Origin of the sequence: Pedobacter jeongneungensis (assembly GCF_000633455.1) — a bacterium.
GTDB lineage: Bacteria > Bacteroidota > Bacteroidia > Sphingobacteriales > Sphingobacteriaceae > Pedobacter > Pedobacter jeongneungensis_A.
In genome coordinates this window covers 57,153-76,994 of sequence record NZ_AYMG01000012.1, presented here as the reverse complement: position 1 = coordinate 76,994, position 19,842 = coordinate 57,153, and the positions used below count along the sequence as shown (strand labels likewise).

Sequence of the window (19,842 nt, the reverse complement as noted above, 5' to 3'; positions counted from 1 at the left end):
TTTTATGAAAAATCAATCAGAAAAAATCACTTTAAGTTTAGAAGACCTTCAATTAGAGAGTTTTGTAACCAGTATTGATAGCGAAGTGGCTATGCGTTTATCTGGCGGTTTAGGTAATTTATCAGAGCCTACCCATACCGAACAAACAGATGACCATCATACGCCACCTGTTAAATGTACCACCGTTATTTGTTAGTTAATAACAGGTGTTTTCATCTCAAGGCGTCTTTATGGCGCCTTGTTTGATGCGCTGAGCGACAAGCGGTTGGCGTCAATTAACCGATTTAAACAATTAACCAGTTAACCAACTATCTTAATAAACCCAGCCTTAATCAATAAACGGATCTGCTGAACCACTTTATCCTCTAATTCAACCAAAGATTTTTCAATTGGATTCTCACCAAATAGAATAAATTGAAGCGATTTTACGAGCTTCACTCCTTTCATTTTCTCTTTCTCGATTGCATTTAAAATCATTGCCGCAAACACACCAACCTTCAATTCTTTTATTCCATTTCCTTCACTGATCAATAAATGAATATTTAGATCTTTATTATGTCGATAAATTTCTACATGCCCACTTAACCTGAAAGATTTTTCCATCAAAGCTTGGTCAGTTATCATAAGGCTTTCGCTGGTTATTTTATGCAAATACTTATGTTTCTGTTCAAAGCTAAAATAACCTTTATGCCGTTTCCACAAATCAACTAACCTGCTTTCTAAATCGAATAAGTTTTGAATTTCTGCACCATTGTTTTTTGATACGAGCCTTGTTTTAAAATCATGGATACCTTCAGTGTCAAAAAACGTAAAATCGACAGCATCTAATTTTTCCAATGTTCTGGCAAAATATTTTGAAAAAACGGATTTTTTAACCTGATTTTTGTTGTACTTATCTTTAAAAAAGGGTTCTCCACTGGCTTTTGGCAATTTTGGGGCTAATATGCTATCCGCATTTTTCTTACTTAATAAATTCAGGATGACATAACCAATCCCCGCTTTTCCCGATAACAGACCGTAATCATCAATACCGCAAGAAACATAAGTATTATAACTTTTCGTTTTTTGATGCAGTTCTGCAGCTTTATTTAATATGAAGAGGATTTGAGATCCCATATTACGATGAACCAAGAACGGGATTATGCCGCAATAACCACTAACAAGTGTAAAATCAGTCCGATTGAACTTTTTAAGATCACTTAAACAACGATCGAGAATATTTTGGCAGTCTACATCGTAATTTTTACTTTTGGTGAGGTTAAAGGCCATTTCCCTTGCTATTCCTATTCCTGCAGCACCATGTGCCCAGGCATTTACATCGGTCATTTCGGGTAAAAAAGTTTCCAGCTTCCATTGATGTAGGTCAGGTTTGTTTAGCCGGTGCGGACCAAGACGTAAATCCAGCCAGTTTTTAGCAGGTGCATGGTAATACTGCATTTCATATTTTAAAGCCTCTTCGGCAAGATAAATCAAACCCGCAGCCTTAAAATACTGACCAACCTGCATCAATACCCAGGCTATGCCAGATGCGCCATGAGAAAACCCCGTCATGCTATCGTAAGCCTTTTTAGAGCTGGAATAATCCCATTTTAAGCCCTGCTCTGAAATCCGCGCTTCAGCAATTAACCGATCGATTAATGAACTAACCTCATTTAAAACTTCTGGATGGTTGGTATGATGATAAAGCAGTGTCAGCATTAATAAATTACCGCTATAACCACTTAAAAGATCGGTTTTCAACAAACCTGTGGTCAATTGCAATTGATTCTTCAAAGTAAGTTCAAGTGCTTTTTCTTTGTAGAAAATATCACCTGTAACTTCAAAAACTTTAATACAGGTATAAACTACTCCTCCCAAGCCAGTATATAAGGCAAAGAATTTTGGGTTAAGGACCTCATTAGCATTTAAGATCCGGTGCATTCCTTTATTCACTATTCTCAAATGATCAATATTTCCATCGAATTTATATAATGCTAAAAAAAACAGGATAATACCACAGTTGCCGTTGAAAAGGTCATAACTTTCCCTAAACTCATATTCATCAGGGTTAATGTAAAATGGCGTTGGCCACCAGATTTCCTGATCAGTTTCCCTAAGATTGAAATACAATTCCCCGTAAATTTCGTAGAGTTGTTTTTCCAGGTTTTCATTCTGTTTTGCAGTAAACATATTTAAACTTTATGGACTGAATTTTCGTGAATAAATTGAAGGCACGTTATAATGCAATACATAATATAAGCTTCTTCATAATTCGAAATACCTAATCGGTTATTGTTCATGTGCATAAAGCTCGAAATTATCTGAAATAACTTATCTTCTTCAAATACAGCGCTTTTATACAAGTTCATCACGCTGATGGTTTCGGATAAATAAGCATCTAAATCATGATCTATTTCTCTCTTATTCAGCCTTTGCCAAAATTGATCTGCTGCTTTAATAATCTGATGTTTTGAAGTTTCGAAAACCGTTTCAAATTGATTTAGCCAAAACAACCTTTGCGTTTCTTTCGGATCTGTTTGGTTGAAGAGTTTAGGTAGCCAGCCTTCTAAAAAGAAATTGCATATATCAATCAATATTTTGTCATCATATTTTGAGGCAAATAACAAGGTGAGGTGTAGTTTTATAGCTTGTATGAGTACCGATTGATTTACTTCCTTTTTCGTAATCCAGTTTAAGATGTATACAGAAGAACATTCAAAATAGTGTTCTGCCCAGGCCATGCTTTGAATATTGCCATATCGTTCTATTTCAGGCTCGTATGCTGCAATTTGAACCGACTTGATCAGTGTTTTTTGTAAACTAAACTTTTTAATGATAGAATCATGCTGATCAACCGCAACTTTTAACCTCAAACGAATATGATCCCCACCTTCCCAATACCTGATAAAAAACCATCGGTAAACCCTTTGCCGGATAAAAGGATGTACCATCTGTTTCAAAAGTTGATCTGCATCTCCATTGTAGAATATATATATTGATAGCCATTTTTCTTCAAGATTTTCCATAGCCACTAATTATTGTACCATTGTATTAAATATTCTCGTACCGGATGCTGATCTGGCTTCGGAAATACCTCTTCCAGCGTAATGTAATGGCCAGCCCTTAACAGCAATTTCTTAAACAGTGCTATCAATAAAGGATTATCAAAAGAAAGGTATTGTGGTTTATAATCATCGTGCAAACCTTCCCTTTTTTCATCAGATTTAACCTGATAAGCACGTTTCCGAAGGAAGAGAAAAATCTGTTTTGGTATTTCATGATCAATAAGCCAGTTATTTAATCTGATAAAATATTCAAAGTCTGTTTCCAGCTGCTCCTGATGTGGAACAATAGCCGTTTTTATACGCCACGTTTTACGCCTGATGACCACATTATCTGCATAAACTATTCTGGGCAGTACAAATAAATCTGGTGCCGGAACAGGAAGCTTATCCTGGTAAAACTGATCGACCAGTTGAATAAAAGGTTGCAGAGAGATGCGGGCATCAGGGTTGAAATGCGCAAGCAACTGATAAAGATTAGACCTATTGTAAAAAGATTCTAAACTCAAATCGTAACTGTACAATTCCGAATTATCTTTATTAAGCGTGAGTTTATCTTTTTCAGCATCATATCGAACCCTTAAGTTGTGCACATTAAATTGTTTGTCCGGTGGATAGATGTTATTTCCCCCAGGAAGTTCAAGTTCATGGTTTAATAATGGTGGATGGATATTCGCGTTGAATGTTGAAGCATCATTCAACTCCACCTTAATTTTATCGGGATACAGTTTTTCGTTATGTTGAACAAGGCTTTCTGTAAGTTTTTGATCAAAAAGCGATAAAAACCGACCACTTATTTTGCCCATTCCGGGCAATAAAGCATTTATAACACCATAAAAACCATTTTCATCCTCGGCAAACTGCACAAACATCCCTGCTGTAGAATTTTGCGACAAATCGCGATCATTTGAAAGGTCTGAAAAGAAATTACTATCTAATTTAATAAGGTTTTCATCAGCAGTATCAATTTGCGATAATTTTACTAAAACGGAATTTTTCCAATGTTTTAAGGCTAAAAAATTAGTTTCCAGAGTCAATTCGCTTTCTTTTTCGGGTTTTTTAACATAAAAATAATAGTCCTTATAAAAAGTTGTTAAAGCAACTGATTCATTGTTATGATAATGTTGTAAAAAGAAATCACGCATTTTATTCCTTTCTTTACGCATCACATCAAGCGGAAGCAGATAATTGATCAGTTCTTCTGTTTTAGTGACAAAATCTTTAATCTTTGACTCGGGAAGTATTAAATTTTCAGCAGTAAAGCAATCCTCGAAAAAAATATTTCTGGCTGAAAAGTAATATGGTACAAATTTATCGACTGAAAATGTTTCTGCTCCCGGGCTTTCCTGATCTATTTTCTGATCAGAAACACTGGTGTGAAACGGAAGTCCGGCTTCTTGCTGTAACGCAGCAAAGGCATTGTTCAGTTCTTTCTCTGCTTCCTGAAGAAGCCGATAACGGGCAGAAGAATTGGCTGAGCGATATTCAAACCGGTGTTTCTGTAGATTTTCAAAAAGTGCAATAAGTGGTATTACCGATGGCTCCACTCCTTTTAAGGATCCAAGAAAAAGCAATAGTTTATGGTCCCATTCCTGATCCATGCCTGAAAATCCCAGGTCCATTTCGATCATTCCCGCTTCAATTAGTTTTAACAGGTATATTTTGATGCTTTCGTGATCTGGGTTTTCCAGATATTGGTCAAGATTTAAGATCAATCTTTTAAGTGAAACAGGATGCTGATTTTCATTCAGATATTGATAAATAATTAGCTGTAAGCCATTTGCATTGATCTGCTGAAAAGATTCTACGTTATTGAAATTGCTTAAAAAGCAGATTTTATTTTCTCTAATTTCTGCGGTTATATTCAGTTTAATCAATAAATATTCATTTAACAAGGGATGTCTTTTTAATATTGACTTGAGGTATTCGAATATTGCATTATTTAATTTTAAGCGGCTATTAACTTCATGAATGGGATTGAACTTTCCTGCTGTGCTTAAAGTCGCTAAACCTGTATAGGTAAAACTACTGAAAGGCGATGTTTTAAAGGCCATCCTGCTGATGTAGCGTAGCAGGCTAAACATGATGCGTTGCTCCTTTTGTTTAAAGCTTCCGCTATCTTTTTTAATAAAACTGCTTAATTGCTCGTATAGCAATGGACTGGACAATAAAAGACCATTTTGAAGTTCAGGTAGTTGTGATATTTCTTGCAGCCATTTTCGCTGAAGATTTTGTTCTTGATCAAATTTTAAAGCATTCTTATTCTCGAAAACAGTAAGTTCTTCTACCTTATTTAAATAAATGTACAGGTTGATCTGCAGTTCTTCTGGCAGTAAACCAACATGACCATAATTTATCTTTTTATCATTGAATATCTGCCGTTTAAGATTAATCATCTGCTGTCTTACTTTATCATCTTTTTGTTGATTTATTATGGGATACAGTGCATCGCAAAAACTATTTTTTAACTGCTCTTTTTCAGCGATTATTGTATTATAAGATTTTAATAGATTGGTTAAATCTTTTAGCTTTAGCTGATCAAAAAGTTGATGATGCAATCCGGCGTAACGCACCAAAGAATAAGGAAAAATCTGTAAGCTCATATTGATAGGTATTTATTTTCCCAGTTCGAGTTGGTTTTTGATCAGGTTATAATAACTTCCCTTATTGAGGAGTAAACTTTCGTGACTGCCCTGTTCCTGAATTCTACCCTGATGCAGCACCACAATCTGATCGGCATGTTTAACAGTACTAAGTCGATGAGCCACAATTAACACGGTTTTGCCTTTAAAAAAAGTATTTAAATTATTTACGATCGACCTTTCATTCTGGGCATCAAGTGCATTTGTCGCTTCATCAAGGAATACATAATCTGGATTACGGTAAATCATTCTGGCAATTAAAAGACGCTGCTTTTGCCCTTCGCTAAGGCCGTAACCATCTCTTCCTACTACAGTATCGTAACCAAAGGGCATTGACGAGAAAAAATCGTGCATGTTGGCCATTTTTGCAGCTTCATAAAGGCGATTAAGATCTTTTACTTCGGCCCCAGCGAAAATATTATTGGCGATAGAATCCATAAAAACATAACCATCCTGCATTACTACACCACAATGTTTCCGCCACGATTTGGCATTCACCTGACTGATGTTTTGCTCACCAAGGGCAATTTCTCCATCAGCGAGGGCGTAAAATTTCAGTAACAGCTTAATAAGGGTTGTTTTACCGCTACCGCTCATGCCCACAATTGCGGTAACTTTTCCTGCCGGAATTAACAGATCAATATCTTTTAAAACATAGGGCGAATGCCTGCTTCCATATTTAAAGGAAACTTTATTTAGCATGATATCAACAGGTCCCGCATTTTTTAACTGCTCTTTCAACTCCAGATCTTCCTCTTCTTCCTGCTGTACCTCGTCCATCCGCATTAAACTGAATTTGGTATTCTGCGATACCCTCGAAAATTCTACAAGTTGATTTACAGGTGCATTTAGCTGACCACATACATAAGTAACCGCCAGCATGCCTCCAAGTGTAATCTGATCGTTGATGACCAGCATAGCTGCAGCATAGGTAATCAATACATTTTTAACCTCATTAATAAAAGAACCTACTCCTTGCATGCGCTGATCGAGCTGAAGTGCTTCAAGTTTGAGGTCGAACGATTGATCCTGCAGGCTTTCCCACAGTTCTTTTTTATCTTCCTCGCTACCCGTAAGTTTAATCTCCTGCATGGCATAAAAAATCTCCAGGAGCAATTGCTGATTCGCAGAAAGTACTTTAAATTTTTTCTGATCGATGATTTTTCGTTTCTGCCGGAAAGAATTAGACCAAAGGATACTGATTGCCGCACCAATAATAAAAAGCACAAATATTTTCCAATTGTAATAGAATAGTACGCCACCAAGTACCAACAAGGTAATGGCCGATAAGATAAAGTTGATCAGAAAATTTGTCAAAAATTCTTCAATGCGCTGGTTATCGTTTACCCTTTGCATATTGTCGCCCGCCTGCCGGTTATCAAAGAATGAAAAAGGCAGTTTCATCAGTTTCGCAAGAAAGTCCTTCAACATGATGATACTTGTTTTAGCTCCAATCCTGAACAGAATTCTGGCCCGCATAAAATCCATCAGCATCTTTCCCGAAAAAAGCATCAACTGGCCAAGACAAATTAGCAATAGCAGATTTGTATTTTTTGCGTTGATACCTTTATCCACCACCATTTGGGTAAGCAATGGAATAACAAGCGAAAAGCCACTCGCCAAAAGCAAACTAACTACTATAGGCAGCCAGCCCTTACGGTTCATTTTGAGGTAAGGTAATAATGACCACAGCGAAGTTTTATGCTCAGGAATTTCTTTTAAATCAACAAAAGCCTGATCTGGCTGCAGCAACAAAACCCTGCCTGTTTTCTTTTCCGTACTTATTGCCCAACCGGCTAAAAAATCTTTTATACCGAGTTTAATTTTACCATTTAAAGCCGGATCAGCCAGATAAACATATTGATCATTTACTTCATAAAGCACAACATAATGTTCTTTCTGCCAATGCAATATACAAGGCAATGGCACATTAGGCAGTTTAGCTAAAGGTAGCTCTGCAGCAAGGGTTTTAAAACCCATCTGATTGGCAGCATCAATCAGATCAAGCATAGTGGTTCCCTGCTTTCCTATTCCACACAACTTTCTTAAATACTGCATGGAAAGATTTTTACCGTGATAGGTTGCAACCATTTTTAAACAAACGGGGCCGCAATCCATCGCATCAGGTTGCTTATAAAACGGATACTTATTTCTACGGATAAAATCTTTAAACATGAAGAAAAGAAAATTAGTAAATGCAATACAGTTGCAAATATGTAAAATATAATGCAACTTTGATGCATTAAATAAAACATAAAATTTTAGATGAGAATGGAAAGTTTTGCCACCTGGCAGATGCTGATCAAAAAAGAATTATTGCTAAGCTACCGGAACAAAACTGTTCTGATTTCAGGAGTTATGATATGGTTGTTATTTATAGCTGCTACAGTTTGTACGTTCTTAAATTATAATTCAGGCCATACACAGCGATTGGAAGCCAATGCCTTATTCAGGCAGCAATGGGAACACCAACAACGCAATCCGCATGATGCAGCCCACTTTGGAACTTACCTGTTCAAGCCTGTTAATTTGCTTAATGTTTTTGATACGGGTATTAACGACTATACAGGAAATACCTACCGCATAGAAGCCCATATTCAACACGAAATCAGCAACAGCGAAGCTGAAAACAATGACACTGCTATGCGTTTTGGAAACCTCACTTTCGCACTTATTTTACAGTTGCTTATCCCTTTACTTCTTTTGTTTAACACTTCTACCAGCATTACCGGTGAGAAAGAAAGCGGCACGCTTAAAATGCTTTTGGCCCAGGGCTTAAGTAGCCGCAAAATTATCTGGGCAAAGGTTTGGGCCAATTACCTGCTTATCGTAGTTATTGTACTTCCTTTTTTTATATTAATGACAATAGCTGTTTTATGTTCAGAAGATATGGCTTTGCTTTTAACCAGGCTTCTGTGGATACTCCTTACTTTCTTATTGTACTATTTGTTAATTGCCTTATTAGGCACCATTGTTTCGGCTATAAGCAACCATTCGGGAAAAGCATTGCTGGGTGCCTTATGTTTCTGGATTTTTATGAGCATTATTTTTCCGAAGGTTATAACTGGCGTGGCCGATCGCAGTTATCCATTAATGTCGCGTGCTGCATTTAGCGATTTAGTTGAGCAAGGCTATAGAAAAGGATTAAATGGAAAAGATGCTTACAATATTCGCGGTGAATGCTACATAAACGGTTTGCTAAAGAAATATCACGTGGATAGTGTTTCTGCATTGCCATTTAACATTGAAGGCTTAACGCTTCAGTTTAATGAAGATTACCGTACCATGGCTTTTAATCATTATTTCAGGGAGATTGAAAATACTTTTAATAAACAGCAACATTTTTTAAGTCTGTCAGGTATTTTTGATCCTTTTCTATCTACAAAACGTCTTTCGATGGCCTTAGCAGGCTCAGATTATCACCATCATGAAACCTTTTTTAAACAAGCCCAGGTTTACCGCAATAGCCTCATCAGGCAATTGAACATGCAACTGGCCATGCATAGCAAAGATGTTAAAGGTGAATATACGGTTGGCCCTAAATATTTCAGTCGGCTTAAAGATTTCAAGTACCAGTTACCTCCGCTTAATGAGGTATTGCAGCTAAAAAAAGTAGCCATACTTTCTTTAACAGGATGGATTTTAATGCTTGTTCTTTTACTTCAATTTGTTGCTTCACGTGTTTTAGCCCTTAATTATGCATCTGTTTAAAACTATATTTCTATTTGAACTACGACTGCTCGCCAGACAAAAATTCATTGTTTTCTTAATCGGTTTTTTCTTTGCAGCCGGCCTTTATAGTATTTATTCTGGCTATCGCTTTACCCAGAAACAGTTAGCCGCCATTGATAGCCTTCAGCACGGATATCAAAAAAAGTATAATGAAGCTGTGGCCAGTTTTTCTGCTGATACCACTACCGCAGAAGGTAAAACACTATTTAATCAGGCTGGTATCCCTGCTGTAATTGAATATAAAAACCCTTTAAATGCTATCCATAAACCTCATTCAATAAGCATGTTATCTATTGGGCAACGCGATTTAGCACCATATTATGATGTAATTACACGCAAGCGCAATTTTATGCAGGGTGCAAATGCCGAAATCTCAAATCCTGAGGTGCTTGCATCTGGCAATTTCGATCTTGCTTATGTCATTATTTATCTGCTTCCCTTACTCGCCATTGCCTTAACCTATAACACCCTGTCTAAAGAAAAAGAACAGCAGACGGATAAATTACTTTCCTTACAAGGTCTATATTTTAGCCGAATTATAAGTTATAAACTGGTTTTTAGGTTTGTGCTGATTGGTATAATGGCCTGGTTGCTCAGTGTAATCGGTTTTATCAGTTCGGTATTGCTGATTTCTTTTGATCCAATAGCCGCTATATTATGGCTGTTCAGCATCAGTGCTTACCTTTTATTTTGGTTTGCCATTGTTTTTTTTATCATCAGATTGAATCAAAGTTCCGTACACAATGCTCTCTATCTGTTTGGTTTATGGTGTTTTTTCTTGCTGCTGTTGCCGGCATTGTGCAATGCCACTATAAGGTTGTATCATCCAATTCCTTTAAAAACAGATGCCGCTGTTGCATTAAGAGAAAATAGTGAAACAGTTTGGGCACTGCCGCGCAAACTACTTATCGATACTTTTTACTTAAATAATCCTAAGTACCGCCGCTTAAGAGTACCATCAGATACAAGTGAAAACAGCAACAAACGCTTTGCGGCTTATTATGATCTTTTGGGCCGACGCATGACGCGTAGTATCGAAAACTATAATCAATATCCAGAAAAGCAAAATACTGCAGCTGTACGTTTAAGCTGGATCAACCCGGCGACCAAAACACAATATATGCTGAACGGAATTGCAGAAACCGGCCTAAAAGATTATCTCTCTTATCAGGATCAGGTAAATGCTTTTCAGAAGATCTGGGTTGATTTTATGAATGATTATATCATATCAGATAAAAAACTAAGCTTAAATGATTTAAGAAATCTACCTCAATTTAAACTTAAACCAGCAGCAAACAAAAACTCAATTATTATCCGGGACATTATTTATCTGTTGGGCATCAGTTTTTGCATCATTTTTCTTTCTGCAAAATTCCGTATCAAGAATTAACTCAAACAATAATATATAACACCAATCACACAAAAATGAAGAAAACACTTTACCTCACCTTACTTTTAATAATTTCCTTACAACAGGTTTTTGCACAGCACGAAAAACGGAACAGATCTGCACAGGATTCCACTGCGAAAGTCCGCCAGCTTAACGAGGTTAGGATTGATGGTCAAAAAGCGGTGAAACTAAAAAAGGATATCTTATCCAATACCTTAAGGATGCAGGTTCCGTTATTACAGATGCCACAGAATATCATCAGCATTTCTTCTGCCCTGATACAACAACAAGGTGGATTGCAGTTGAAAGATATGGCCAGAAATGCCAGTGGTGTATATTTTGGCTACAACAGCTCACCCTTTGATAATTCGGCATCGATAAAAGTGAGGGGATTTAATGCCGCCACTACAATTAACGGGATGCCAAACCGCCTGGTTTTAGGTGCAACGCTTGATGATGAATCCATCATCGAAAATCTTGAATTTATTAAAGGTCCGGCAGGGTTTATCAGTGCTTTAGGCGAACCAGGTGGAACGCTCAATATTGTAACCAAATCGCCAAAAGAAAAACTATTGAATGTGCAGCTTACAGGCGGCAATTATAATCTTTTCCGCGCTACTGCAGATATTGGGAGTGCATTAAAAAGCAAAGGTTTTTCTTACCGCTTTAACACAGCTTTCCAGCACCAGGATTCTTATCTCAATTACATGAAAACCACCAAATATGTAATCGCGCCGGTATTACAATACAATTTTAGTCCACGCACTTATTTGATAGCCGAATACAATTACATCCGCGGAGAAGTTAAAAACGGATCATCAATCAATAAACTGCGCCAGGATAAAGATGTATTGCAGGATCCGATCAGCCTAAATTTTAGTGCAGGTATTGGATTACCTTTGAGTGTTTCGCAAACACATACTTTCAGATTTAGTGCCATGCATAAATTTAATGAAAACTGGCAGCTTACTTCACAATCAAACTTTGTTAAGGCACCGGCCAATCAATGGTACATGGTATCGGCAAACAACCGGACTTCGATCAGTTTTAATGATCAGGGCAAAACCAACCGTATTGCCAGCAACTCGAATCTGTTGGGCGAAACCTACAATACCAATCTGTTTTTATCGGGGAAATTCAAAACAGGTATATTAAAACATACTTTGCTGATTGGAAGTGATTATACCACGGGTAAGGACTCCTTATCTACTTATTATGGCACCAATGCCACCCCATTTGAAAGGAATAATCCTAATTTTTATGTGGATGCGAATACGGTAAGCATTACCAAAAGATCAATCAGACAGGAAAACCACATTCACTACTCTGCTGCTTATGTTTATGATAACATAACACTTGATAAATTTTTGCTGACCGTTGGTGCGCGTTATACGGATTACCGTAACAGGAATATCTTAACTACAACCAAAGGTCCGCGTACACCTGATTATTATAAACAGCATGCTTTTTCGCCGCGTGCGGCCTTAAGTTTTATGCCTGACTCTACATCTTCCGTTTACTTTCTGTTCGATCAGTCATTTGTGCCTAAAACTGGTCAGGTGGTAACCGAAACTGTTGATGGCCCACAGGCCGGACAAAAAACCGTTACCGTATCAAAACCTGTTGAGCCTGAATTAGGCACCAACCTTGAACTTGGTCTTAAAAAGAACTGGTTTAATGGCCGTTTGTTAACTACTGTAAATGCTTTCCATTCGGTAAAAAGAAATGTTGCAGCAAGAGATTTCAGAAGTTATGCAGCTGCCGGAGGCGCAATTGCTTATTACCTCCAGCTGGGAGAAGTGGTAAGCAATGGTTTTGAAGTGGATGTAATCGGGAATATTACCGATCGCCTTTCACTAATCACGAATTATACTTATGTGGATGCCAAGATAACGAAAGATAATAACCTGAACCCAACAGCTGATGATCCATCAATTGTGGGGCAAAAAATGCCTGATGTACCTCAACAGGTTTTCAATACCTGGCTGCAGTACAGCATCCCTTTAAAAGGTTACAACAAAATTTCCATCAGCGCCGGCCAAACCACCATTATCAAACTTTCGGCGATTAGCCAAAGAGATACTTATTTACCCAATTATACAAAATTTGATGCAGGATTGAGTTTTAGCAATCCGAAGTATATGTTTAGGCTAATTGCAGACAATTTAACCAATAAACGTTATATGGCTTCGGGAGATATTACCACTGATTTCCCATATACAGGTAACAATTATTTCTTTATTGAAGGTGAGCCTTTTACCATCAGACTTTCACTGGGAGTAAAATTTTAGTTTTTAAGCGGTCTGTTTAGCGATAATCAGACCATAATACATTTATTCTATTTATATATGTTAGAAGCAATCGGATTAACTAAAAAGTATCAGGAATATGTTGCCCTGAATAACCTGAATTTAAAGGTAGAAGCCGGAGAAGTATTTTGTTTATTGGGGCAAAACGGCGCCGGCAAAACCACTACCATTAACCTTTTTCTTGGCTTTACAGCTGCCAGTAGCGGCGAAGCGAAGGTAAATGGCCTGGTAGTTAGCCCTAACAATGAACAAACGAAGCAGTTTTTAGCCTACATCCCCGAAGTGGTGATGCTGTATAGTCACCTCAGCAGTATAGAAAACCTCGACTTTTTTAGCCGTATCGCAGGATACACCTATAAAACAAATGAACTTGAAGGATTTTTATTGCAGGCAGGTTTACAGACAGATGCTTTTCATAAAAGAGTGGGTAGTTACAGCAAAGGCATGCGGCAAAAAGTAGGAATTGCTATTGCAGTAGCTAAAAACGCGAAGGTAATTTTAATGGATGAGCCAACAAGTGGCCTCGACCCGAAAGCTACAGATGAATTTAGTGAAATTGTAAAACAGCTTTCGCACGATGGCCGAAGTGTTTTTATGGCCACGCACGATATTTTTAATGCGGTAAATGTGGGTACAAGGATTGGGATTATGCGACAAGGAGCGCTTGTACATACTTTGGATGCCAGGGATATTTCGGCAGTTGATCTTCAGAAATTGTATTTAGAGACGATTTAAAATGATTAATCGTCATTGCTAGCTATCACTCTGGCCGTCACCCTGAATTCATTTCAGGGTCTTGATTTACCAGTTAAATATTCCGCAATGACGAAAAAAGGTTCTGTTATTTATTATAGTAGGCATTTTTCGTTTAAAGATCCTTCATTGCATTCAGGATGACAAAAAACTAAAAAATTATATCTCGTAACTATAAACAGATCTTATTGCATCCCTTAAGTTATATTTTGAAGCCATCACCTCGCCGTAGGCTCCAGCACTTCGGATAGCGAAAATATCACCCCTGAAAGATTCTGGTTGTTCAACCTCTTTACCAAAGCAATCGGTGCTTTCACAGATAGGTCCAACGATATCATATTTTACGACTTCAGACTTTGGACTTCCGACTCCGGACTGACTAAGATTCTCGATTTTATGATAAGCTTGGTATAAAGCCGGACGCATTAATTCGGTCATCCCAGCATCTAAAACCACAAAGTTTTTCTTTTTACCGTTTTTAATGTAGAGTACACGGGTAATTAGTGAAGCTGATTGACCAACCAATGCCCTACCCAGCTCAAAATGCACTTCCTGCCCAGGTTTAACAGTCAAAAATTCATTAAAAATCTTAAAATAAGATTCAAAATTAGGAATTTGATGGTCAGGATTGTAATAATCGATGCCTAAACCGCCACCAACATTTAATACTTTAAGGTTAAAACCTTTATCTTCAAACCAGGCTGCAAATTCGTTTACGCGTACGCAAAGGTTTTTATAAACATCCAGATTAGTGATTTGAGAACCAATATGAAAGTGAATACCGATAAATTTCAGGTTTGGTGAAGCTTTTAAAGTTTCGGCGCACTCTGGTAAATCCCATGAGTTGATACCAAACTTATTCTCATCCAAACCGGTGGTAATGTTGTGGTGGGTATGTGCATCAACATTAGGATTGATACGAATAGCCACCTGAGCGGTTTTGCCTTTTTTACCAGCCAGTTCATTTAAAACTTCTAACTCCTGAATAGATTCTACATTAAAGCAGAAAATATCAAGGTCTAAAGCCTCATTAATTTCTTTATCAGATTTACCTACTCCGGCAAAAACGATTTTTTTGTTGTCAAAGCCTACTTCAACAGCTCTTCTTACCTCACCTGCACTCACACAATCTGCACCGAAACCGATCTCTTTGATCTGGTTTAAAAGCACCGAATTGAAATTTGCTTTTAGTGCATAATGGATATGAAATTGATACGGAGCCGCTGCATCTGCACAGGTGCGCAAGGTTTTTTGCAACAGATCGGTATCATAGTAGTAAAAAGGTGTTTCAATATTGTTAAACTTTGATATATCTTTATCGGCGAACATGTTCAAATTCCTTATTATAATTTTAATTTTATTCTTCGGGCTAATTTATTTGGGTAATTACCTGGATTTAAAGCATGGAAGAATTACCCAGAAACAATACAACGGAAAAATCCGATTTTTTATCGTGTTACTTCTCATTGTTCTATTCCTCTTATTTATCAAAAAATGAAGATAGCAGCTGCCATATTTATCATCCTTATTCTTTCTGCAGGATTATATAACTCTTACAAAAAATATAAAAACGGATTGCTGCCGGCAAGCTTTCTGGCTTTTCATTTCCTTATCGGCTTTCTGGTAGCTGCAGGCGCTTTTTTCCTCTTATTCGAATAACCTGTTGTGCAAGCTTCTTAAAGCTTCGGTTTTGTACTCACTTAATATTAAGAGCGAAACGTTATAATTACTTCCTCCGTAAGAAATCATGCGGATCGGAATGTGCTTTAAGCCTTCTAAAACCCTGCTGGCGAAACCATGTTTCTCTGAACCGAAGTCGCCCACCACGCATACAATGCTGTGATCGGTATCTACCTCAACGGTACCAAAACTTTCCAGTTCTTCGATAATCTGTGGTAAATGAGCAGTTTCATCGATGGTTAAAGATACGGCAACCTCAGAAGTGGTAATCATATCGATCGGTGTTTTATAACGCTCAAAAACTTCAAAAACCCTACGTAAGAAACCATAAGCCAATAACATCCGGCTCGATTGGATACGGATTGCTGTAATGCCATCTTTAGCAGCAATTGATTTAATTTTCCCTTTTTCGCTGTCGTGGGTAATCAAAGTCCCTGCTGCAGAAGGTTCCATCGTGTTTAACAAACGAACCGGGATTTTATATTTCTGTGCAGGAAAAACAGATTGAGGATGTAAAATCTTTGCGCCAAAATAAGCCAGCTCAGCTGCCTCATCAAAAGATAATTGAGCAATTGGTTTGGTGCCTTTAACAATACGCGGATCGTTATTGTGCATTCCATCAATATCTGTCCAGATTTGAACTTCCTCGGCCAGAATTGCAGCACCTAACAAAGATGCAGTATAATCGCTACCACCGCGGCGCAGGTTATCTACCTCGCCAAAACTGTTGCGGCAGATGTATCCTTGCGTAATGAATAATTTATTGTCTTTATGTTGTTCCAGTAAAGGCGTTAAATGTTTAGTGGTAAACGGAATATCAGGTTCGTTATCTTCATCCGTTTTCATAAAATCTAAAGCTGGCAGCAATACTGAAGGCACGCCTATTGATTTTAAATAAATATGGTATAAAGTTGTAGATAACAGCTCTCCCTGGGCTAACACCACTTTTTCTTCTATTGAAGTAAAAATATCGTTTGCCAGTCCGGCTAAGAAACCAAAATGATAATCGATTACTTCATTTCCCTGCTCCTGAAATTCGGCAGCGGGTAATAATTCAACAACAAAAGCTTTATATTTCTGATATAGATTTTCGACACACTCGCTTCCCTTCTTCTTATCTCCAGCTAAAAAATAATTTGCAATTTCTACTAAACTGTTTGTAGTTCCAGACACGGCTGATAATACTACAATCTGCTCTTCATTTGGATTAATAATATCCAACAATTTCGTCATACGCTCAGGACTACCTACAGAAGTACCCCCAAATTTTAAAATTTTCATTTACTTGCCTATTGTTTTTAACGGTAATGAAGCGATCAAGTTTTTTATCCCAATTGTGATTTGAAAAACCATGATGTTTTCATCTATTTTATTAATTGTTTTTTACCCGTGATGAACGATGGGAACTTTACGAGTTCTATAACTATTTTAAAAAAGTTACAATCGCCCCACTTTAATACTGGATTTTCTTTATTATTGTATCGGGGCGTGAAATTAAACAAAAGCAGCTTAAAAGCAACACCCTCAACAAAATAAAATTTGGATGGGCTGAAATAAATGGCTTTCAACCAAACATCATCCGTTAAAATTTGTTCAACACCAGATATTAAATTAAAAAAAACAGCTCAATGCAGGCAATTGACCAATCAACACAGGCCACAATTAACCAATGGCTAAGTGGAAATTACGATGAAAATACCAAGGCAGAAATACAGGCCCTTGTAGATAAAGATGCGACTACAGAATTAACCGATGCATTTTATAGAAGTTTAGAATTTGGAACAGGCGGTTTACGCGGCATTATGGGTGCAGGTTCTAACCGGATCAATAAATACACCATAGGTACCGCAACACAGGGTTTAGCAAATTATTTAAACAACAAATATCCTGGAGAAAAAATCAGCGTGGCTATTGCACACGATAGCCGTAATAATTCTGATTATTTTGCCAAAATTACCGCAGATGTTTTCTCAGCAAACGGTATTCACGTTTATTTCTTTAAAGCCTTAAGACCAACCCCTGAATTATCTTTCGCGGTGCGTCATTTTGGCTGCAAAAGTGGTGTAATGTTAACCGCCTCACATAATCCTAAAGAATATAACGGTTATAAGGCTTATGGCGCTGATGGTGGCCAGTTTACTTCACCTGATGATAAATTGGTGATTGATGAGGTAAACAAAATTAAAAGCATCGATGAAGTTAAATTCGACCGTGTGGAGGCCAATATCGAACTAATCGGTGAAGATGTAGATAAACTATACTTAGATGGAATTACTGCACTTTCTATTTCTCCGGAAGCAATAAAAAGACAACACGATTTAAAAATTGTGTACTCTCCTATCCATGGAACAGGAATTACTTTGGTGCCTAAAGCTTTAGAGCAGTTTGGTTTTACAAATGTAACCGTTGTTGAAGAGCAAAGCACACCAGATGGCAATTTCCCAACGGTAGTTTATCCTAATCCAGAGGAAAAAGAAGCCTTAACTTTGGCTATGAACAAGGCAAAGGAAATTGATGCTGATTTGGTATTGGCAACCGATCCTGATGCTGACCGTGTAGGTATTGCAGTAAAAGATAATAATGGCGAATGGGTATTGCTTAACGGTAACCAAACCGGTAGTTTATTGATCAATTACCTGTTATCAGCCTGGCAGGACAGCGGTAAATTGGATGGTAACCAGTTTATTGTGAAAACCATCGTAACTTCTAACCTGATCGAAGCCATTGCCAAAAAGAAAAATGTAACCTATTATAATACTTTAACCGGATTTAAATACATCGGTCAGTTAATGACAGAACTAGAAGGTAAAAAATACTTTATCGGTGGTGGTGAAGAAAGTTACGGCTATTTAATCGGTGATTTGGTACGCGATAAAGATGCAGTGGTATCTGCTGCTTTTATCTCTGAAATGACAGCTTATTACAAAGATAAAGGCGCAAGTTTATACAATGCATTGTTAGATATGTATGTAGAATACGGCCTTTACAAAGAAGATCTGGTTTCATTAACCAAAAAAGGTAAATCAGGTGCTGAAGAAATTAAAGCCATGATGGTTAAATTTAGGGAAAATCCTCCTGCAACATTAGGCGGATCGAAAGTTTCGGTATTGAAAGATTATGAATTAAGTCAGGAAACTGATTTAGCTACAGGAAAAGTGACCAAATTGGATTACCCGACTTCTGATGTTTTACAGTTTATTACTGAAGACGGAAGTATTGTTTCTGCACGCCCAAGTGGTACGGAGCCCAAAATCAAATTCTATTGCAGTGTAAATGCACCTTTAGCAGATAGAAAAGATTTTGATTCGGTTAATGCGCAGCTTGGAGAAAAAATTAAAGCGGTAATGGCTGATTTGCAGGCATAGTTTTATCCGTTATGCGATAAAAAAGATGAACACAGATGAATGATCTTCATCTGTGTTTTTTTGTTTTAACCGTATTAGAGTTAGTCACGGAGACTCAGATTAACACGGAGCAATATTTTTTCTATTAATCGATTAATTCCCTCACATTTTTCTTAGAAATATAAATAATTGCGGGTTCATTTTTTTCGGCTGCCAAGGCTTTCCCTGTATTTTTATCATGTATACTCCTTGTTGCAGAAACATAAAGCCTTCCTAACTTATCCAGATGTAAGTTGGTAAGCTGATTATTAAATGGAACCTTCAATATTTCTGAAAATCCATTTTTTAAAACCTCAATATCACTTTTTAAAATGTAATTATGATCGGGGTTTCCATTAATTGGCTCTAAATTCTCTTTTATCTTTATTTTAGTCTGATAGTCTAAAAAAACAACTGCATATTCTTGAGATCGCTCTTCTGAGATATCGTATTTAGCGCACCTATCCCATGTAAATCCTTTATCCAAACTAAAATACTGGCTAAAAGTTGCCAATTTTTCATTGGCTTTATCCTTCAAGCTGTTTGCCTGTAAACCAAAAATGGTATCCTTTACAGATAGAAAACCATAAATAGGTTGATTATTTACTTTTGTTTTTTTCCAGGTCTTGCCCTTATCGGTAGTTTGATAAATTTCTGTTAGGGTAGATACCATTAATGTATCGTCAATATCCCCATAAACGGCGTGAGCTTCTCTCCCACCAGCAATTTCGACTCTGGTCCAATTGGGGTCGTTAAAAATTGGTGGTACATCGGGTACCTCTTTTTTGGCACATGATGACAATACCATCATCACTGCGATAGTTCTAAATAATTTCATAGGTTTCATTTTTGTGTATGGCAAGATAGATAAAATTTGTTTTAACTAAAAATGCAGGTAATTTATAGCCACGG

Annotated in this window: 14 protein-coding genes; 7 read left to right on the top strand and 7 right to left on the bottom strand. The window is 37.2% G+C overall.

The genetic code is table 11. The features are described 5' to 3' along the window. Positions 1-4 precede the first annotated feature (4 nt). The gene (locus U859_RS0111525) at positions 5-196 is read left to right on the top strand and encodes a pinensin family lanthipeptide (RefSeq protein ID WP_025143525.1); all 192 of its coding nucleotides are present in this window, start codon (positions 5-7) and stop codon (positions 194-196) included. A gap of 104 nt (positions 197-300) precedes the next feature. Here U859_RS0111525 and U859_RS0111520 read toward each other — a convergent pair whose 3' ends face one another. Genes U859_RS0111520 through U859_RS0111505 form a run of 4 tightly spaced genes read right to left on the bottom strand, consistent with a single transcriptional unit; the run spans position 301 to position 7,858 of the window. Beyond that, entirely contained in the window at positions 301-2,169 is a 1,869-nt protein-coding gene (locus U859_RS0111520) for a lanthionine synthetase LanC family protein (RefSeq protein WP_025143524.1), read from the bottom strand. Between the two features lie 2 nt (positions 2,170-2,171). Next, entirely contained in the window at positions 2,172-3,005 is an 834-nt protein-coding gene (locus U859_RS0111515) for a thiopeptide-type bacteriocin biosynthesis protein (protein ID WP_025143523.1), read from the bottom strand. Between the two features lie 5 nt (positions 3,006-3,010). Continuing rightward, positions 3,011-5,644, bottom strand: a complete 2,634-nt coding sequence (locus U859_RS0111510; protein ID WP_025143522.1) for a lantibiotic dehydratase — start codon at positions 5,642-5,644, stop codon at positions 3,011-3,013. A 12-nt stretch (positions 5,645-5,656) separates the two neighbouring features. Further along, a complete protein-coding gene (locus U859_RS0111505) occupies positions 5,657-7,858 on the bottom strand; it encodes a peptidase domain-containing ABC transporter (RefSeq protein ID WP_025143521.1) in 2,202 nt (733 codons plus the stop codon). 96 nt (positions 7,859-7,954) lie between these two features. Here U859_RS0111505 and U859_RS0111500 point away from each other — a divergent pair, with 96 nt between their 5' ends. The 4 genes from U859_RS0111500 to U859_RS0111485 are packed head-to-tail and all read left to right on the top strand — an operon-like array spanning position 7,955 to position 13,849. Then, positions 7,955-9,394 (top strand): ABC transporter permease subunit, encoded by a 1,440-nt coding sequence (locus tag U859_RS0111500; RefSeq protein ID WP_025143520.1) that lies wholly within the window; start codon positions 7,955-7,957, stop codon positions 9,392-9,394. Beyond that, complete coding sequence (locus tag U859_RS0111495) at positions 9,381-10,805, top strand: DUF3526 domain-containing protein (RefSeq protein WP_025143519.1); 1,425 nt, start codon at positions 9,381-9,383, stop codon at positions 10,803-10,805. The genes U859_RS0111500 and U859_RS0111495 overlap by 14 nt, the downstream gene beginning before the upstream one ends. A 35-nt stretch (positions 10,806-10,840) precedes the next feature. After that, positions 10,841-13,096, top strand: coding sequence for a TonB-dependent siderophore receptor (locus U859_RS0111490; RefSeq protein WP_025143518.1), 2,256 nt, complete (start codon positions 10,841-10,843; stop codon positions 13,094-13,096). Positions 13,097-13,153: 57 nt separating this feature from the next. Beyond that, a complete protein-coding gene (locus U859_RS0111485; RefSeq protein WP_025143517.1) occupies positions 13,154-13,849 on the top strand; it encodes an ABC transporter ATP-binding protein in 696 nt (231 codons plus the stop codon). A 177-nt stretch (positions 13,850-14,026) separates the two neighbouring features. Here the strand turns inward: U859_RS0111485 and lysA are convergent, their stop codons facing one another. Then, on the bottom strand, positions 14,027-15,196 hold the full coding sequence (lysA, locus tag U859_RS0111480) for a diaminopimelate decarboxylase (protein ID WP_025143516.1): 1,170 nt from the start codon (positions 15,194-15,196) through the stop codon (positions 14,027-14,029). Positions 15,197-15,361: 165 nt separating this feature from the next. Here lysA and U859_RS31985 point away from each other — a divergent pair, with 165 nt between their 5' ends. Further along, entirely contained in the window at positions 15,362-15,526 is a 165-nt protein-coding gene (locus U859_RS31985; protein WP_162799920.1) for a hypothetical protein, read from the top strand. Here the strand turns inward: U859_RS31985 and U859_RS0111465 are convergent. Then, positions 15,515-16,828: an aspartate kinase gene (locus tag U859_RS0111465; RefSeq protein ID WP_025143515.1), complete on the bottom strand. Its 1,314-nt coding sequence runs from the start codon at positions 16,826-16,828 to the stop codon at positions 15,515-15,517. The two genes, U859_RS31985 and U859_RS0111465, sit on opposite strands and share 12 nt — an antisense overlap. A gap of 347 nt (positions 16,829-17,175) precedes the next feature. On the opposite strand from U859_RS0111465, the gene U859_RS0111455 reads away from it, so the two are divergent. After that, on the top strand, positions 17,176-18,912 hold the full coding sequence (locus U859_RS0111455) for a phospho-sugar mutase (protein ID WP_025143513.1): 1,737 nt from the start codon (positions 17,176-17,178) through the stop codon (positions 18,910-18,912). Between the two features lie 124 nt (positions 18,913-19,036). Here the strand turns inward: U859_RS0111455 and U859_RS0111450 are convergent, their stop codons facing one another. After that, positions 19,037-19,768: a hypothetical protein gene (locus U859_RS0111450; protein ID WP_162799919.1), complete on the bottom strand. Its 732-nt coding sequence runs from the start codon at positions 19,766-19,768 to the stop codon at positions 19,037-19,039. Positions 19,769-19,842: the final 74 nt, after the last annotated feature.